Origin of the sequence: Streptomyces sp. MBT65, assembly GCF_016612545.1 — a bacterium.
Classification (GTDB): domain Bacteria; phylum Actinomycetota; class Actinomycetes; order Streptomycetales; family Streptomycetaceae; genus Streptomyces.
In genome coordinates, this window is record NZ_JAENRY010000030.1 from 16581 (window position 1) to 33356 (window position 16776).

Annotated in this window: 17 protein-coding genes; 8 read left to right on the top strand and 9 right to left on the bottom strand. The window is 70.4% G+C overall.

Going from position 1 to position 16776, the window contains the following annotated elements:
- Nucleotides 1-163 precede the first annotated feature (163 nt).
- The 3 genes from JHN63_RS09365 (at nucleotide 164) to JHN63_RS09375 (ending at nucleotide 3803) form a co-directional block, all read left to right on the top strand.
- Nucleotides 164-1144 carry a glycosyltransferase family 2 protein gene (locus tag JHN63_RS09365; RefSeq protein ID WP_200678826.1) on the top strand — a complete coding sequence of 327 codons (981 nt, stop codon included), beginning with the start codon at nucleotides 164-166 and terminating at the stop codon, nucleotides 1142-1144.
- A complete protein-coding gene (locus tag JHN63_RS09370) occupies nucleotides 1144-2484 on the top strand; it encodes an alpha-2,8-polysialyltransferase family protein (protein ID WP_200678742.1) in 1341 nt (446 codons plus the stop codon). Before JHN63_RS09365 ends, JHN63_RS09370 begins: the two co-directional genes overlap by 1 nt.
- Before the next feature lie 143 nt (nucleotides 2485-2627).
- Nucleotides 2628-3803 (top strand): acyltransferase, encoded by a 1176-nt coding sequence (locus JHN63_RS09375; protein ID WP_200678744.1) that lies wholly within the window; start codon nucleotides 2628-2630, stop codon nucleotides 3801-3803.
- A gap of 71 nt (nucleotides 3804-3874) precedes the next feature.
- On the opposite strand, the gene JHN63_RS09380 is transcribed toward JHN63_RS09375, so the two are convergent.
- Nucleotides 3875-5236 (bottom strand): polysialyltransferase family glycosyltransferase, encoded by a 1362-nt coding sequence (locus JHN63_RS09380; protein WP_200678746.1) that lies wholly within the window; start codon nucleotides 5234-5236, stop codon nucleotides 3875-3877.
- Nucleotides 5233-6219 (bottom strand): glycosyltransferase family 2 protein, encoded by a 987-nt coding sequence (locus tag JHN63_RS09385; protein WP_200678748.1) that lies wholly within the window; start codon nucleotides 6217-6219, stop codon nucleotides 5233-5235. The genes JHN63_RS09380 and JHN63_RS09385 overlap by 4 nt, the downstream gene beginning before the upstream one ends.
- A 174-nt stretch (nucleotides 6220-6393) precedes the next feature.
- Between JHN63_RS09385 and JHN63_RS52515 the strand changes: the two genes are divergently transcribed.
- The 3 genes from JHN63_RS52515 (at nucleotide 6394) to JHN63_RS09400 (ending at nucleotide 8812) form a co-directional block, all read left to right on the top strand.
- On the top strand, nucleotides 6394-7353 hold the full coding sequence (locus JHN63_RS52515; protein WP_234476352.1) for a helix-turn-helix domain-containing protein: 960 nt from the start codon (nucleotides 6394-6396) through the stop codon (nucleotides 7351-7353).
- 21 nt (nucleotides 7354-7374) lie between these two features.
- The gene (locus JHN63_RS09395; protein WP_200678750.1) at nucleotides 7375-8229 is read left to right on the top strand and encodes a helix-turn-helix domain-containing protein; all 855 of its coding nucleotides are present in this window, start codon (nucleotides 7375-7377) and stop codon (nucleotides 8227-8229) included.
- A gap of 94 nt (nucleotides 8230-8323) precedes the next feature.
- Nucleotides 8324-8812, top strand: coding sequence for an RICIN domain-containing protein (locus tag JHN63_RS09400; RefSeq protein WP_200678752.1), 489 nt, complete (start codon nucleotides 8324-8326; stop codon nucleotides 8810-8812).
- Between the two features lie 7 nt (nucleotides 8813-8819).
- Here the strand turns inward: JHN63_RS09400 and JHN63_RS09405 are convergent, their stop codons facing one another.
- Entirely contained in the window at nucleotides 8820-9470 is a 651-nt protein-coding gene (locus JHN63_RS09405) for a TetR/AcrR family transcriptional regulator C-terminal domain-containing protein (RefSeq protein WP_200678754.1), read from the bottom strand.
- Nucleotides 9471-9543: 73 nt separating this feature from the next.
- Between JHN63_RS09405 and JHN63_RS09410 the strand changes: the two genes are divergently transcribed.
- Entirely contained in the window at nucleotides 9544-10959 is a 1416-nt protein-coding gene (locus JHN63_RS09410; RefSeq protein ID WP_200678756.1) for an FAD-dependent oxidoreductase, read from the top strand.
- Here JHN63_RS09410 and leuE read toward each other — a convergent pair.
- Both leuE and JHN63_RS09420 read right to left on the bottom strand, forming a co-directional pair.
- Nucleotides 10956-11612, bottom strand: a complete 657-nt coding sequence (gene leuE, locus JHN63_RS09415) for a leucine efflux protein LeuE (RefSeq protein ID WP_200678758.1) — start codon at nucleotides 11610-11612, stop codon at nucleotides 10956-10958. The two genes, JHN63_RS09410 and leuE, sit on opposite strands and share 4 nt — an antisense overlap.
- Before the next feature lie 30 nt (nucleotides 11613-11642).
- A complete protein-coding gene (locus tag JHN63_RS09420; RefSeq protein WP_200678760.1) occupies nucleotides 11643-12224 on the bottom strand; it encodes a Uma2 family endonuclease in 582 nt (193 codons plus the stop codon).
- A 181-nt stretch (nucleotides 12225-12405) separates the two neighbouring features.
- Here JHN63_RS09420 and JHN63_RS09425 point away from each other — a divergent pair, with 181 nt between their 5' ends.
- The gene (locus tag JHN63_RS09425; RefSeq protein WP_200678762.1) at nucleotides 12406-13233 is read left to right on the top strand and encodes a L,D-transpeptidase family protein; all 828 of its coding nucleotides are present in this window, start codon (nucleotides 12406-12408) and stop codon (nucleotides 13231-13233) included.
- 225 nt (nucleotides 13234-13458) lie between these two features.
- Here the strand turns inward: JHN63_RS09425 and JHN63_RS09430 are convergent, their stop codons facing one another.
- The 4 genes from JHN63_RS09430 to JHN63_RS09445 all read right to left on the bottom strand — a co-directional run bounded on the left by JHN63_RS09430 (nucleotide 13459) and on the right by JHN63_RS09445 (nucleotide 16439).
- The gene (locus tag JHN63_RS09430; RefSeq protein ID WP_200678764.1) at nucleotides 13459-14634 is read right to left on the bottom strand and encodes a hypothetical protein; all 1176 of its coding nucleotides are present in this window, start codon (nucleotides 14632-14634) and stop codon (nucleotides 13459-13461) included.
- Nucleotides 14634-15296, bottom strand: coding sequence for an RNA polymerase sigma factor (locus tag JHN63_RS09435; protein WP_200678766.1), 663 nt, complete (start codon nucleotides 15294-15296; stop codon nucleotides 14634-14636). Before JHN63_RS09435 ends, JHN63_RS09430 begins: the two co-directional genes overlap by 1 nt.
- Nucleotides 15297-15559: 263 nt before the next feature.
- The gene (locus JHN63_RS09440) at nucleotides 15560-15760 is read right to left on the bottom strand and encodes a hypothetical protein (protein WP_200678768.1); all 201 of its coding nucleotides are present in this window, start codon (nucleotides 15758-15760) and stop codon (nucleotides 15560-15562) included.
- Nucleotides 15753-16439 carry an RNA polymerase sigma factor gene (locus JHN63_RS09445; protein WP_200678769.1) on the bottom strand — a complete coding sequence of 229 codons (687 nt, stop codon included), beginning with the start codon at nucleotides 16437-16439 and terminating at the stop codon, nucleotides 15753-15755. Before JHN63_RS09445 ends, JHN63_RS09440 begins: the two co-directional genes overlap by 8 nt.
- Nucleotides 16440-16776 lie beyond the last annotated feature (337 nt).

Consider the following 16776-nt stretch of genomic DNA (forward strand, 5'->3'; position numbering starts at 1 on the left):
CCAACCCGAAGGCAACAAAGGGTTAACAGCACACCGCCGAATGGCGAATCAGGGCGTGGTAGGGCCGCGAAAATTCCTGGTTCACAGGTTCGCCACGTGGCGTTCACCCGACATCAAACCAATGGTAAAGACCGATGCCGGAGCGCCCTCTACCGTCATACGGGTGGTCAAGCTCTCCGTCATCGTGCCGTTCTACAACGTGCAGCAATACGCGCCCGACACCCTGAAGAGCCTGCGTGCGAACACACGGGAGGACTTCGAATTCATCTTCGTCGACGACTGTTCGACCGACGAGACCCCTGACATTCTCGCGCGCGCGGAGCGCGAGCTGCCAGGAGTCGTGCATGTCAGACACAAGAAGAACGGAGGGCTGGCGACCGCCCGCAACACCGGCATCGACAAGGCACGTGGCGAGTATCTGACGTTCCTGGACGGCGACGACTGGCTCGCCCCGGACTACTTCCCGCGGCTGCTCGCCGCCATCGAGGAACTCGGCTGCGACTTCGTGCGCACCGACCATGTGGTGTGCACGGCGAAGGCCCGCTCGATCGCCCGGGTTCCGCAGGGCCGGCGGGGTGTGGTGCTGAACCCGCGGGACGCGATCCTGCCCGCCGACCGCTCGACCTCCGTCGACTACGCGTACGCCTGGGCGGGCATCTACCACCGCAGACTCGTCGACCGGGGCCTGCTGCACTTCACCGACGGGCTGCGCACCGCCGAGGACCGGCCGTGGATCTGGAAGCTGCACCGGGAGGCGGAGTCCTTCGCCACGGTGGGGCTGCTCGGGGTGTTCTACCGGCGCGGGGTCGCCTCGTCGCTGACCCAGATCGGGGATGTGCGGCAGCTCGATTTCATTCGTGCGTTCGACCAGGTAATCGAGGAAACGGCGGCTGACCGCGACGCCGACCAACTGCTCCCCAAAGCGGTGCGCACCTATTGCGCGATCATGGCTCATCATCTCGGATCGATCGAGAGGTTCGAACCCGCCGTGGCTCGAAAACTGCGTTCACTGAGTTCCGCCGCGCTCAAGCGCATGCCCCAGGATGTTCTGGCGGAGGTAATGGACTCGATGGACCCCCAGCGCGCGAGCCGACTGCGCCGCCTGCGCCGCCGTCCCACCTCGGCCCGGACGGTGGCCGCCTGATGCCCCGCACCACCCAGATCCTGTGCGCGTCGACCCTGTACGGTGCCGCCACGCTGGCCGCCGCGCTGGACGCCGGGCTCCTCGGCGAGGCCGACCGCAGGCTGCTGCTGATCACCAACAACGCGGCGAACCCGGAGACCACCCCGTCGGTGGACTCGATGCCGGGCTTCGACCGACTGCGCGGGCGCTTCGACGACGTGCTGTCGTGGAACGAGACCATCTCCCCCTTCCACCCGAGCGGTTGGAGCCCGCGGGGCGACGACGTCCCGATGTGGGAGCGCTACGTCCGGCTGCTGTGGCGGCTCGGCGACGACGAGATCCGGCTCGCGGTGGAGTCCGTCCAGGTCAATCCGTCGCTCGCGCTGTGCCAGCTGTTCACCGGCGCCCCGGTCGACGTCTACGCGGACGGCCTCATAAGTTATGGCCCCACGCGCGACAAGATCGACCCGCTGATCGGCACCCGCATCGAGCGGCTGCTGCACCTCGATCTCGTCCCGGGCCTCACCCCGCTGCTGCTCACCGAGTTCGGCGTCCCGCCGGAGCTGGTGCCGACGGAGGCCTTCCTCAAGGTACTTGGCGAACTCGCCGAGTCCGAGGAGGAGTTGCCGACCGTGACGGGTCAACCGGCCCTGCTGCTCGGCCAGTACCTCGCCGCGCTCGGCATCCTCACCGACCAGCAGGAGGAGGAGCTGCATCTGCGCATGGTGCGCGGCGCCGTGGCCCTCGGCCACCGCACGCTGGTGTTCAAGCCGCACCCGGTCGCGCCCTCCCGCTGGTCGCAACTCCTGGAGGACGAGGCGAAGAAGCTGGGGGCCCGACTCACCCTGCTGGACCGGCCGGTGCTCGCCGAGGTCGCCTTCCAGCAGCTGCGCCCCGCCCTGGTCGTCGGCTGCTTCTCCACCGCTCTGTTCACCGCCGCAGGACTGTACGACCTGCCGGTCGCCCGCGTCGGCACGGACACCGTGCTGGCCCGCCTCGCGCCGTACCAGAACAGCAACCGGGTGCCGCTGACCATCGTGGACGCCGTACTGCCCGACCTCGGCGACAAGAAGGCGGTGACGGACTGGCGGATGCCGTCACCGGAGCGGGTGGAGGAACTCTCCGGGCTGCTCAAGGCGGTCGGCTTCGCGATGCAGCCCAAGATCTATCCGCGGCTGCGCGAGGACGCCGAGCGCTATCTCTCCACCCACCTCAACCCGCACACCTGGCGCTACTTCAAACGCCGGCGCCTGACCGCGCTGGCACTGCCCGGCGCCGTACCGGCACAACTCTCCTTCATTCCGCGCAATCAGACCGTGCGGCGCATCGCGCGCCGAGCCCGGGCGTTGTCCGGCCGTTAGCGTCCATTCAATTTGTTCATCCGGGCGACATGTAGGAGACCCCTGTGTGTCGCCGCTGAATTGCCTTTCATCCGTCGAACGTTCGTAGCGTCACATCGTTCCGCTACGGAACAGCCATTCGACGTCGGCGAGAAAGGCCCAGGATGAACGCGGTTGACCAGGCCCTGGCACCCACCCTGCGGGGCCAGGACCCTGGGCAGGACCCGGAGCAGCCACCCGTCGCCCCGCCCCGCCCGCCCCGGGAGAACCGGCTGCGCGCCCTGGACGGACTGCGGCTGCTGGCCGCCCTGATGGTGTGCCTCTACCACTTCACCGGCAAGAACGGTGAGGTCGCGTCCTCCTGGCACCAGTCCCCCGGGCAGATGTTCCCGACCCTGTCCCAGGCGGGGACCTACGGCTCGCTCGGCGTGCAGTTCTTCTTCCTCATCAGCGGCTTCGTGATCTGCATGAGCAGCTGGGGCAAGTCGATGGGCGAGTTCTTCCGCTCCCGCATCGCCCGCCTCTACCCGGCGTACTGGGTGGCCCTGATCCTGGTCGGCACCGCGTCGGTCCTGATGCCGGTGGTCGTCAAGCCGCTGCGCTCGGACGAGTTCCTGGTCAACTTCACGATGCTCCAGCAGCCGATGGGCGTGCCCCGGGTCATCGGCGTGGACTGGACGCTCTGGGTGGAGATGCGGTTCTACCTGTTCTTCGCGCTGTTCGTGATCTGGAAGGGCGTCACCTACCGCCGGGTGGTGACCTTCTGCATCCTGTGGACGATGGCCGGCTGCTTCGCGCGGGTCGCCGACAACCCGCTGACGACCGAGCTGGTGATGCGCGACCACGCGCCGTACTTCATCGGCGGCCTCGCCTTCTACCTGATCTACCGCTACGGCAGTGACCTGTTGCTGTGGGGCATCGTGGGGATGTCCTTCCTGCTGGGTCAGCGCTACTCGGTGACGGCGCTGTGGCACCCGGGCATGACCGGCGACTTCCACCGCAACCCGCACGTGATCCAGGCGATCGTCTTCGTCGCCTTCGCGGCCGTCGCGGCGGTGGCCCTGGGCTGGACGAGCTGGGCGAACTGGAGCTGGCTGACGCTCGCGGGCGCGCTGACGTACCCGTTCTATCTGATCCACGAGCACCTGGGCTGGTTCGCGATCCGCGTCCTGCACCGGGGCTTCGGACTCGGCCCGTACGAGACGCTCGCGCTGACCGTGCCGGGGCTGCTGTGCCTGGCGTATCTGATGCACCGCTTCGTAGAGAAACCGTTCGGGCCACGGCTGAAGCGGACGATGACGCTCCAGTCGAAGCAGTTGGCGGCGAAGCTCGGCAAGTGACACCGGAGGCGACCCGCCTCTGAAACGCCTCAGGTGCCCCCCGACATGGCCGGGGGGCACCTGTTGTCCGTTCAGGCCTGCGCCGCCCGGATACGGCGCACCACGCGCCGTACGGTCGGGTTCCGGCGCAGGGACTCCGCGCGGACCGGGCTGCCGCCGGGCAGGCGGAGGCTGGTCAGGCGGCGCTTCTTGAAGTACTGCGGGTACTCGTCGAGGTGGACGGTCAGCCAGGCGGTGACCTCGTCGCGCATCCCGTGGTACTTGAGGGCCTGCATGCAGTAGCCGACGGCCCGCACCAGCGGCGCCAACTCCTCGGCCAGACGCCCCAGTTCGAGCGGCTGCCCGACCTTGTCCTTCTCCGCGTCCGGCAGGATCGCGTCGATGACGGTGAGCGGGATGCGGTTGCTGTTCTCGTACGGCGTGATGCGTTCGAGGAGCAGTCCGGTGCCGACGCGGGCGACGGGGATGTCGTAGAACGCGGCGGCCGTCATCAGCGCGGTGGAGAAGCAGCCGATGACCAACTGCGGGCGGAGATGGGCGAAGACGGTCTCGGCGAGGACCGGCTCGCGCAACACCGTGAGGCGGACGCCGAGTTGGTCGGCGGCCTGCTCAAGTGACGTGCTGTAGACGGCGGGTGCGCTGGGGTGGGGCTTGAACAGGATGTCCTGGTGGCCCGCCTTGGCCGCCGCGCGCAGCATCCGGACGTGGAGCTGCTCCTCCTCGTCCTGGGTGATCAGGTCGATGGCGGAGAGGTACTGGCCGAGCATCACGGCCGTCGGCCGGTTCTCGCTCGGCAGCAGGCCGGCGAGGATCGAGGCGCCGTCCTCGCCGATCTGGGCGAGGACCTCGACGATCGCCTCGTTCGGGATGGGCTGCGGCTCGACCCCGTACTCGGACAGCAGCATCGGGCGCAGGCCGGGTATCAGGTCGAGGTGCAGCACCCGGGCTATCCGGCTGTTGAGGTTGTGCGGGATGCGGTTGCGGGTGGGGCCGTAGCTCATCAGGCCGTCCGCGTACACATGCACCTTGCTGTCGGCGAAGATGTCGGCGACCCCGCGGGAGGGGTTGGCCTGGATGGACTCGCAGGCGATCTCCACCTCCTCGTCACCGAGGTTCCAGGCGAGCCGTACGGCCTTCTCCCACAGGGAGGTGTCCTGGGCGCGCGGGGACCAGCCAGCCGGGTGGAACGGCGAGATGAACTCGTTCCACGAGCGGACCTCGTCGAACTCGGGGCGCAGCTTCTCGAAGCCGGGCATCCGGTCCAGCGGGGTGCCGACCTCGGGCACGGCGGCCGTGTTGCTGACCACGAGGATGCGGCGGTGGGCCGTACGCGGGCCGAAGAAACCGGCGCGGATCGCGGCGGTGACGGTCGCGGCGGCGTACTGCGTGGCCGAGAAGAAGATCTGTGTCGTGCCGCTCTTCGTGCCGCTCATGCCGCGACTCCCTTCATGCCACCGCGGATGCGCCGCAGGGTGTGCACGCGTTCCTCGCCCATGCCGACGAGTGCTTCGTTGAGTTCGGTCTCCGTCATCCGGCCGAGCGCCTCGGCGGCCATCTGCCGCAGCTTGGCGTGCACGTTGCGCTCGAAGCGGCCCCGGTCCAGGAGCTGGTGGGCGATGACGACGCAGTAGTTGCGCAGCGCCTTCTTGCGCAGCTTCGCGGCCTCGGGGTCGTCGGCGAGCTCGGCGAGGACCAGGTCGAAGGAGCGGAAGAAGTCGAGCTGGCGGACGTCGCCGATCTGGGTCAGCGAACCGGCCAGGCCGCGGCGGTAGAAGACCCCGCGCAGGCTGGCGGCGACGTACGAGTCCGCCTTGCGGTGCAGTTCCCAGATCCAGGGGCGGTCCTCGGCGGTGCGCAGTCCGTCGTGGAAGCGCAGCAGGCCGCGGTCCAGGAGGCGGCGGTGGTAGATGCCGGCCCAGGCGTACGGGTAGTCGACCATGGTCGTGTCGTCGACGGGCAGGATCGAGCTGCGCGGGTCGAGGGGGGTGTGCCGGCGGCCTTCCGGCGAGCGCTGGATGGCCCTCTCCACACCGGTGACGGTGACATGGTCCGTGCGCACGAAGTCGACGTCGAAGCGCTCGATGACGTCCACGAGATCGGCGAGATAGCCCGGCGCGAGCCAGTCGTCGCCGTCGAGGAACGTGAGGTAGCGGCCTTCGGCCTCGTCGATCCCGGTGTTGCGGGCGGTGGCCAGACCGCCGTTCTTCTCGTGCCGGATCACCCTGCTGTTCGGGAGCCGCTTCGTCAGCTCCAGGAGAGCCTCATAGGTCATGTCCTTGGTCGAGCGGTCCTCGACGAACAGGAACTCGAACTCGTCACTCGCGTTGTTGACGAGACTCGTCACCGTTTCCGGGACATAGGCCTCGATGTTGTAGCAAGGGACGATCACGGACAGTGTCGGGGGGCGGTTGGTCACGCGTACACCTGGGCTCTCTCCGGGGCGGATTCTTGTGACCGTAGGAGATGTTCGAGCCCGGATATCAACCCTGCCGGGGCCAACAGGTGAACGCGAAGTTACGGGCCGCCCTCCATTTACAAATAGCCACTCCAGCACACATCCCGAACCCCCACTCGGCGATCCAACAATCGAATGGGTGGACGATCGATCGGGGATCACGTGATCGGTACGGCGTTCAGGACAGCGTTCCGCGGCGAGGACCTACCACCGCCCGCCCGACTGCCGACCCGAGCGACCAGCGGGACCGGTACGGACTTCCGGGCCCTGGCCCGCGTCCGGCGCCTCGGCCCGCTGCATCTTCTGGAACTGACCTGCTCGCCGTCCGTCCTGAGCCGCACGAACCCGCTGATCCGCCGCTCCGACCCCGGCCTGTGCTCGGTGGTGTTCCCCCTGCACGGCAGCCTCACGGTGTCCCAGGCGGGCCGCGTGGCCGTTCTGCGCGGGCGCGGCCTCACCTTCTACGACAGTTCGCGGCCGCTCCGGCTGCGGATCACCGGCCCGGGACCGGCCACCCTGCTGCGGGCGGACGTACTCCGGTCCCTGCTGCCGCTCCCGGCCCGCCGGATCGACCGGCTCGCGGGAGTCCTGTTACCCGGCCGGACGGGGCTGGGCGCGCTGCTCACCCACTTCCTGACCGACCTGGCCGCCGACCCCCGCGCCTACCCGGCCGCCGACGAGACCCTGCTGGGCGCGGTCGCCCTCGACCTGCTGGCGGCGACCCTCACCCACCACCTCGACACCACCCCCGCACCACCACCCGGCCCCGGCCTCCTCCCGCGCATCGAGTCCTACGTCCGGACGCACCTGGCCGATCCCGACCTGACCCCGCGCACGGTGGCCGCCGCCCACCACATCTCCGTCAGCTATCTGCACCGCCTCTTCCGCTCCCGCGGCACCACGGTCACCGCGCTCATCCGCCACGGGCGCCTGGAACGGGCCCGCCACGACCTCGCCGACCGGCGCCTGCGCGAACTGCCGGTGCACCGCATCGCCGCCCGCTGGGGCTTCCGCGACCACTCCGCCTTCACCCGGGCGTTCCGGACGGCCTACGGCGTTCCGCCCCGGGAGTTCCGCCGCACCCGCGCCCAATGACCGCACATCCAGGGGGAGTTCATGAGCAGACGGTTCGTCAGACTCGGTGCGGTGCCGGTGTGGTCGGCGTCCTTCCCACCGCTGGAGTTACGGCCGGCTCCCCGGACCGGCCGGCACCACCGCCTCGTGCTCCTCCTGGAGGGAGAGGCGACGATCACCTCCGGCCGACGCCAAGTCCCCCTGCACACGGGCGACTTCTACTACGACGACGGCTCCCGCCCGCACGAGATCCGGACCGGTCCGATCAGGGCCGCAGGGACCGCCGTACCGGAGGCGCTGTTGCCGTTGCCCCGGGATGATGCCGCCCGGGTGACCGGGCACCGCATCCCGGGCGGGGACTGCGCTGGTCCCCCGCTCGCCCGGTTCCTCACCCAGGTCACCAGGAACACCGGTGTCTACCGGCCCGCCGACGGACCCCGGCTGGGCACGGTCCTCGGCAGCCTGGTCGCGGCCCTGCTGGCCCGCGCCGCCGAGCCGGACGCCGTGCCGCCCGCGCGGACACCGCTGACCGCGCGCATTACGGCGTACATCCAACAGCACCTGGGCGAAAGGGAGTTGACCCCACACCGGATCGCCGCCACGCACGGCATCTCGCTCAGCTATCTGCACCGGCTCTTCGAGGCCGAGAGCGAGACCGTCGCCGCGTTCATCCGCCGCAGGCGCCTGGAGCGCGCCCGCTTCGACCTCGCGGACCCGGCCCAGGCCGGCACCCCCGTGCACACCATCTCGGCCCGCTGGGGCTTCGCCCGCGCCACCGACTTCGCCCGCGCCTTCCGCGCCGCGTACGGCCTCACGCCGGGCGACTTCCGACGCCGGTCATACGGCCCCTACGGCCCGTACGGCTCCTACGGCTCCTGTGGACGCATTGCCACATGAGTGTGCTCTGTGCGCCAACGTCCCAACTACCCCCGCCCGGCAGGCTGTTGATCAGGACGACCGCTCCACTTCCAACTCTCCGAAAGAGGTTGCGGTGAAGAAACTCCGTCTTGCCGCAGTCGGCGCCGTGGGCGCGCTCGCCGCAGGTGCCGGGCTGATATTCCCTGCCACCGCGCAGGCGGCGCCCACCTATTGGCAGTTCCAGAACGCCCGCTTCGGTACCTGTCTGACGGGCGGGAACACCTCGAACGCGTTCGCCACGTCCTGCGTCGGCAGTGCCCGCCAGCAGTGGGACTGGATCGGCGACGGCCCCGACGGTTACAAGGAGCTCAGGAACCGCGAGACCGGCCTCTGCCTGATGACCGACAACCAGTCGTCCGTCAACGCCGTCTGGCAGAGCACGTGCAGCGCCTCCGCCGGCCAGTGGTGGTACTACAACGCCGCCACCCAGCGCCTCTTCAACAACATGGGTGGAGTCGACGAGGAGTTCCTGAGAACGAGCAACATCCAGGACGCCGTCTACTCCACCGACCTCGGCCAGGAGGCCTCCTCGTACTACACGTGGGCCGGCACCCACGACTGACCCACCCTCACCTGACCCCCGACCACACCTCCACCCCCGCCACGACCACGGCCAGCCCCTCCTCGAAGTGCTTGCCGTAGTCCTCGAAGATCTCCGCGCCCGCCGCTGCCGACAGACGGAAGTCGGCCAGCAGCCGGGCGCGTTCGTTCACGTCGTAACCCTCCCGGCGTTCGTCCGGGAGCAGTTGGACGCCCTGCTCCTCGCTGACGAACCCGATCGTGTAGAGGTACGACGTCGAGGTCGCGCGGACCGCCTGGGCGAGGGTGAAGCCCGCCTCGGTGAACAGACGCAGGGTGCGTTCCATCTCCACCGCGTGCAGCGTGCCCGTGAAGCGGGAGCCACTGAAGACCTTGGCGCCGTCGCGGTAGCCGAGCAGCGCGTCGCGCAGGGCGCGGTTGTGCTTGAGCAGGTGCTCCTGCCAGGTGTCCTCGGCGGAGAACTCCGAGCCGGCGACCATCCGCCGGTACATCTCCGTCGCCATCTCGTCGAGCAACGCCTGCTTGTCCTTGAAGTGCCAGTACAGCGCGGGCGCCTTGACGTCCAGCTCCTTGGCGATGGCGCGCAGGGACAGCCCGTCGAGGCCGACCTCGTTGAGCAGCTTCAGGGCCGTGTCCGCGACGCGCTTGCGGTCGAGGGGTGTGCGTCGTTCCGTACTCACGCTTGACAGCTTAACAGCGTTAAGGGCACTCTGACGGACGTCGCAACTTAACGGCGTTAAGGAGATAGGGACCATGACAGAGCATGTGGCTGTGCTGATCGTCGGCGCGGGCCCGACCGGCCTCACCCTCGGCATCGACCTGGCCCGGCGCGGGGTGGACGCGCTGGTCGTGGAGAAGGCGGACGCGCTGTTCCCCGGCTCGCGCGGCAAGGGCATCCAGCCGCGCACGATGGAGGTCTTCGACGACCTCGGCGTGATCGGCGGGATCCTCGCGAAGGGCGGCACCTACCCGACCGGGGCGGTCTGGCAGGACGGACGGAAGGTCGGCGAGCACCAGATGTTCGAGCCGTCCGAGACGGACCCCGACACGCCGTACGGCAAGCCGTGGATGGTGCCGCAGTGGCGCACCCAGGAGATCCTCTTCGCACGGCTGACGGAGCTGGGCGGGAAGGTCGCCTTCGGACGGGAGGTGACCGGCTTCGCGCAGGACGGGACCGGCGTGAGCGTGGAGTTCGCCTCCGGGGCCGACGTCCGCGCGCGGTACGTCGTCGCGGGCGACGGCGGTCGCTCGGTCGTACGGCGGACGCTGGGGATCGGTATGACGGGCGAGACGGTCGACCCGAACCCGATGCTGGTGGCGGACGTCCGGATCACCGGCCTGGACCGTGACAGCGTGCACGTCTTCCCGCCGGGCGCCGAGAGCGACGGCTTCCTCGCGGTCTTCCCGCTGGCCGGCACCGAGGACTTCCAGGTCATCGCGCAGTACCCGGACGGCACCGATGTCGACCTCTCCCTCGACGGTGTCCGCAAGACCGTCGCCGCCCGCACCCACCTCGCCCCCGAGGACCTGACCGAACTGCGCTGGGCCTCGAACTTCCGGCCCCGGGCCGCGCTCGCCGACCGCTTCCGCGCCGGGCGGGTCTTCCTCGCCGGGGACGCGGCGCACGTCCACTCGCCGGCCGGCGGACAGGGCCTCAACACCAGCGTGCAGGACGCCTACAACCTCGGCTGGAAGCTGGGCGCTGTGCTGCGCGAGGGCGCCCCCGAGTCGCTGCTCGACACCTACGAGGAGGAGCGGCTGCCCAACGCGGCCGACATGCTCGGCCTGTCCACCCGCGTCCACCGCGGAGAAGTACAGCGCGGCAAGGCCACCCAGCAGCTCGGCCTCGGCTACCGCGACCGCTCCCTCTCGGTGGAGACCCGCACGGATCTGTCCGAGGACGCGCTACGGGCGGGCGACCGCGCACCCGACCGCACGATCGACGGCGTCCGCCTCTTCGACGCCTTCCGCGGCCCGCACTGGACCCTGCTGGCCCTGGGCACAAAGGCACCGGCGGGCGTCGGCGACGCGGTGCGGGTCGTGGAAGGTCCCGCCGTCGAGCCGTACGGCACGGGTCTCTTCCTGGTCCGCCCGGACGGTTACGTCGGCTGGGCGGGCGCCACGGAGGACGGCCTCGCGGAGTACGCGGAGAGGTACGGGCTCCGCTAGACCGAACTGGCCAGTGACAGCTTCACCGCGAAGCCCAGGAACAACGCCCCCGCCGCCGAGGTGGCCCCGGCCGCGAGCCGCCTGCGGCGCCGGAAGGCGCTCGCCAGCCGGGTCCCGCTGAAGATCAGCGCACTGAGGTAGAGGAAACTCGCGAGCTGCGCGAAGGCGCCGAGCACGACGAAGGACAGCGCGGGATAGGCGTACCCCGGGTCGACGAACTGCACGAAGAAGGCGACGAAGAACAGGATCGCCTTCGGGTTGAAGAGGCTCACGACGAAGGCGCGGCGGTAGGGCCGCTCGTCGGCGGCCGCGGTGTCCGGCACCGCCTCTGCGGCCGCCCGCTCCTTGCGGCCGCGCCACATCGCCCACGCGGCCCGCAGCATCCCGAACGCCAGCCAGGTCAGATAGCCGGCCCCCGCGTACTTCACGATCCCGAACAGCACGGCGTTCGCCTGCAACAGCGAGGCGACCCCGGCCGCGGAGAGCGTCATCAGCACGGTGTCCCCGCACCAGACACCGGCAGCGGCCGTGTACCCGGCCCGGGTACCACGCCGGGCGGCGACCGAGAGGACGTACAGCGAGTTGGGCCCGGGCAACAACACGATCAGGACCAGGCCGGCCAGGTAGGTGGGGAGGTCTATGACACCGAACATGGAACCGAGTGTCCCATGGGGGTACGACAGTCAGCCGTCGCCGTCCAGGAGGACATCCACGGAGAGGTCGAGCGTGACACCGACGGACTCCGGGACCGGAATGCTCTGCCCTCGCTTGTAGCGCTCGGGGGCCGCGTACTTGCCATCGCTCGGATCCCGGTAGAGCAGCACCTCGTCGTGCTTGCGGTCGGCCACGATGTAGACCGGGATGCCTGCCTCGGCGTAGCACTCGACCTTGGGGCCGAGGTCGTCGGACCAGTTCGACGAGGTCACTTCGACGACGAGGCGGAAGACGTTCGGTGCGTAACAGTTCTTCTGGACGAAAGCGTCCCTGAAGTCCTCGTCGACGACGGAGAAGTCGGGGATCGCGTAGTCGGCGGGCAGCGTGGGCAGCCACAGGCCGATGCCCTGGACGTGCTCGTAGCCCGCCTCCACGATCCCAGCCCGGTCGAAAGCCCTGCCCAACTTCGTCAGTGCCAGCGCATGCGAGCCGTCCGGCGGCGGTGTCACAGTAAGCCTCCCCTGGAGAATCTCCACGCGGTGGCCTGGCAGTGCACGGGCAAGCTGGTCGGCAGCCTCGCCCAGGGTCAGCTCCTGCTGCAGTACGGCCATGGCGTCCTCCTTTTCGGGGCCCACTCTGCAACGAGAGTAACCGGGGTCGGATCGATCCCTCCCGTGATCACTCATATGGAGTAATCGCCCAGCTCGGAACACATCCACCGACACATACCTCCCGCCTCTGCCGGGCATCTATGGTCGGCGTACGACGCCGGTGAGACGACAGGGGTCCGCGATGCGTACTACGGGCATGGGGAGAGCGCTCGCCGCCGCGGTGGCACTGTCGGCCCTGGTGGCGGTGGGCGGCTGCACGGTGCAGGACACGGGCGGGGACGGCAGGCACCATCTGCCCGTGCACATCAAGCTGCCGGGCGCGGATGCCAAGCCCTCGGCGAGCGCCACCGCGAGCGCCCCGGGCACGGTCCGTGCCGCGAACGTCCTGTGGGCGCGCGGCGACAGCGGCATGGACGTACGTGAGTTGCAGGCGCGGCTGCGTCAGGTCGACTGGCTCTTCGACGGGCCGACGGGGACGTACGACGATCTCACCGAGCAGGCCGTCGCCGGTTTCCAGGGCAAGCGCGGGCTGCCGAAGACGGGCCGGACCGACACCGTCACCTGGCAGCGGCTGCTGAAGATGACGCACGAGCCGGGCAAGTGGGACCTGTATCTGATGGGCGGCCAGCCGGCCGGCGCCCCCGATCCACGCTGTCTGACCGGCCGGGTGCTGTGCATCGACAAGACGAGCCGCACCCTGCGCTGGATGATCGACGGCCGGACGGTGTCGACGATGTCGGTACGGTTCGGCGCGCAGTACACCCCGACCCGCGACGGCGTGTTCCAGGTCTACTGGAAGGCCCGGGACTGGGTGTCCACGCTCTACCACTCCCCCATGCCGTACGCGATGTTCTTCAGCGGCGGCCAGGCGGTGCACTTCTCCTACGACTTCTCGGCCCGGGGCTACGCGGGCGGCTCGCACGGCTGCGTCAACGTAAGGGACGAGGCGGCGATCGCGAGTCTCTTCGCCCAGGTGCGGACCGGCGACAAGGTCGTCGTCCACCAGTGAGGGACACGGGACGGTGAGAGGTATGAGGCGCGGGCGGGACCGGGGGAACGTGTCCCACCCGCGCCGGGTGCACGAGCCCAGGTACGGGGGGAACCCCGGCTCAGTGCGATGGCCGATGACCAGTCGGCTCACTCAGTACTGCGCCACGGCGGCCGGAAATGTCACACCTGCCGTGAAGAATTTCCCGCATGTCATGAAAGCGCAGGTCAGCGGCGTGCGTTGAGCTCAGAGCGCGCTGTACGTGGGGCTCGGGGCCGGGGTCTGCCCGGTGGCGGTGGTGTGCGACGGGGTCGGCACGGACGGCGACTGGCGCCGAGCCAGCGGGGCGAAGACCGAGGGGAGGGGACTGGCGGCGCTGCTGCCGTCGAACCCGCCGCCGGAGCCGGAGCCGCTGCCACCGCCGCCGTTGTTACCGCCGCCCGGTGCGATCGGGGATATGTGCCCCTGTCCCTCGGACTCGCCGCCCTGGCCGCCGGAGCCGGTCTGTCCGCCGCCGCTCTTGCCGTTGCCGGTGCCGCTGTCCTTGCCGCCGCTGCCCTGGTCGTTCTTGTCGTCCGAGTCGTCCGTGCCGGCGCCGGTGCGCTTCAGGAGCTTGTCGCAGTACGGCCCCACCTGGGACGAGCCGCCCGCCACACCCGCCAGGGCGCGCTTGCGGCCGGGGGCCAGGGGCTTGCCCTCGCGCACGGCACGGCAGGACGAGGCGACTCCGCGCCACCAGCTGCCCGAGCCGACGGACTTGTCGTCGGCGCCCGCGCTCGGCGTGGGGTTCGTGCCGCTCCCTGCGGCCTCGCCCGAGGAGTCGTCGGAACCGCCCGCCGTCGGCGTACCCGAGTCGCTGGAGCCGCTCGGCGCGGGTGAGACGAGGGTGCGGTCGGGCGGCGTCTCGGCGGCGGAGATCGAGGCGGCGGGCGTCGGGTCGTCGTGGAACGGCGTGGGCAGGGCGCCCGTGCCGACGGCGACCGCGACCCCGCCGAACATCCCGACGGCGACCGCGGCGGTCAGCCCGAACCGCATGGATCTGCCCCAGCGCGGGCCCGGGACGGCCGTGGCGGGCCGCCCGAGCCGGACGAGCCCGGCGTCGGAGGACGGCGTACGACCGCGCCGGCCGACGACCGCCCGTTCGACACCCTTGCCGGTGCGCACGGCCCGGAAGGCGGCCAACGCGGCTTCCTCGCCCGGGAGTTCGACCTTGGCCGGCGAGGGTTCCACGGACAGCGCGCCGAGGGTTCTGGCGAGCCGCTCGGCCTCCTCGCGCGCGGCCGGATCGACGGCTTCGAGGGACTCGCCGCGCAGCAACAGCTCGGCGGTCTCACGGTTCAGCCATCGGCCGGGGGTCCGGCCCGCGGCGGAGCCGCCGGCGGAATCGGTGTCCCCCGGAAAAGCAGAGCGCTCGTCGGCCATCACATGTCCTTCTGCGTCCGCGTGCGCGTATGCGTCACAGTGGCGGACGTCACCGCGCGGTCGCGCGGGTCTCGCTGGGGTGGCAGGGCATCCAGGGCCGCGGCCGATTCCGGGTCGCCGCCGAGCAGCTCCGCCAGCCGTTTCAGACCGCGGTGCGCGGCCGTACGGACGGCGCCGGGCCGCTTGCCGAGGGTCTCCGCGGCGGTCTTGGCGTCGAGACCCATGACCACCCGCAGGACGACGGCCTCGGCCTGGTCCTGCGGGAGTTGGGCGATGAGGGAGAGGGTGCTGTCGGTGACCAGGGCCTCGATGGCCTCTCCCTCGGTGTCGGAATCGGCGGCGCGACCGGTGAGTTCGCTCTCGTCGCCGCCTATCGCGGGACGCCGGCCGCGCATCCGTATGTGATCCAGGGCACGGTTGCGGGCGATCCGGGCCGCCCATCCGCGGAACCGGTCCGCGTCCCCGCTGAACCTCTCCAGGTCCCGGGCGATCTGCAGCCAGGCCTCGGACGCGACGTCCTCGGCGTCCGGATCGCCGACCAGCGTCCGTACGTATCCGAGCAACCGTGGGTGCACCGTGCGGTACACAGTCCGGAACGCGGTCTCGTCCCCGTCCTGTGCCGCAAGCACCGCGGCGGTCAGCTCCGCGTCGTCCCCCAGCACGTGGTCCCTCGAATGGTGTTGGTCGCGTCCGCACTCCGGCGCGAAAGGCACGTTACGACCTGAAACTGTTCCTCGTCCATGTCCGTACAAGGCTCAACTACGTGGTTCGGCGGTGCGGTGTGACAGAAAACGCACTCACGGCGCTGTAAAAAGTACGGGCCGCCGCGCGGCCCGTACAGCGCGACGGCCGGGGCCTCTCCTGTGGGGGGTGGCGGCCCCGGCCGTCTCCGCGGTGTCTCTCCGCCACAGCTCTCCTCTGCCGCCTACGGGGCACTGCCCCTCGGCCGCCAGTCGTCCTGGCTGCGGGTCGGCGCCGACTGGACCCCCGCTTCCCGCGCCGCGCTGAACGCGGCCACGAACGCCGCCACCGCCCGCCGTTCGGCCTCGCCGTCCACCTCGCCCTCGCGCAGAGCCGCACCCAACAGCGCCGGGAGGCCCGGGAGGCCCATGTCATGGTCAGCCATGTCCGTCTCCACCTCTGTCCCTGTCCCCGCCTCTGTCCCTTTCCGTCTCTCGCACTTCACGTCCTGTCCCGCCCGGTTCGCGTCCCGTCCCGCCCAACTCACGTCCCGTCCCGCCCAGTTCGCGGGCCAGACGCTTCAACCCCCGGTAGGCCGCCGTACGCACCGCGCCCGGGCGCTTGCCCAGCACCCGTGCGGCGGCGGGGCCGTCGAGGCCCACGACCACGCGGAGCAGGACGGCCTCGGCCTGGTCGCGCGGCAGGCCCCGGACCAGGTCGAGGGCGTACTCGGTGGAGAGGGACTCCAGCGCCTGGTCGTGGGTGCTGTGCGGGCCCGGCAGTTCGAGTACGTCCTGTTCCAGCGCCGCCGGTCTCGGACGCACCCGCTGTCTGCGCAGATGGTCCAGCGCCCGGTGCCGGGCGATGGTCGCCGTCCAGCCCCGGAATCCCGCCCCGTCGCCACGGAACCGGCCCAGATCCCGGGCGATCTCCAGCCAGGCCTCGGACGCCACGTCCTCGGCCTCGTCGCCGACGAGCCCGCGCAGATACCCGAGCAGCCCGGGCTGCACGATCCGGTACGCGACCGCGAAAGCGCCGTCGTCGCCCTGCTGGGCGCGCGCGACGGCCGCGCCCAGTTCCCCGTCGTACGCGTGCCCGCGTCGGGGCTCGCCTGTCTGACCCAAGGACTGTCCTCGTCCGTACCGAGTGCGCGAAGGACCCGCGGCGCGTACGCCGGGAACCGGTGGCGCGTGCGCGAGGGATCCGTACCGAGCACGGCGGCCCTCGCACCCCCGCGACGGTCCCCGCACCCCCATCGCCATCAGCGCCGGGCCTCACAGAAACGTCACAGCCCGTCGGATGTCCGACACATCTCCGGCCCGCCGGCGGGGCACGGTCCCTCCGTCCCCGGTGAACCTCCGCCCGTGGCGCCCCGCGACCGAAGGAGACCCATGTCCGACCTCCGTACCGGTGCCCTCGGCCACGGCCCGCGCGACAGCCTCGCCCGCGTCACCCACCGCC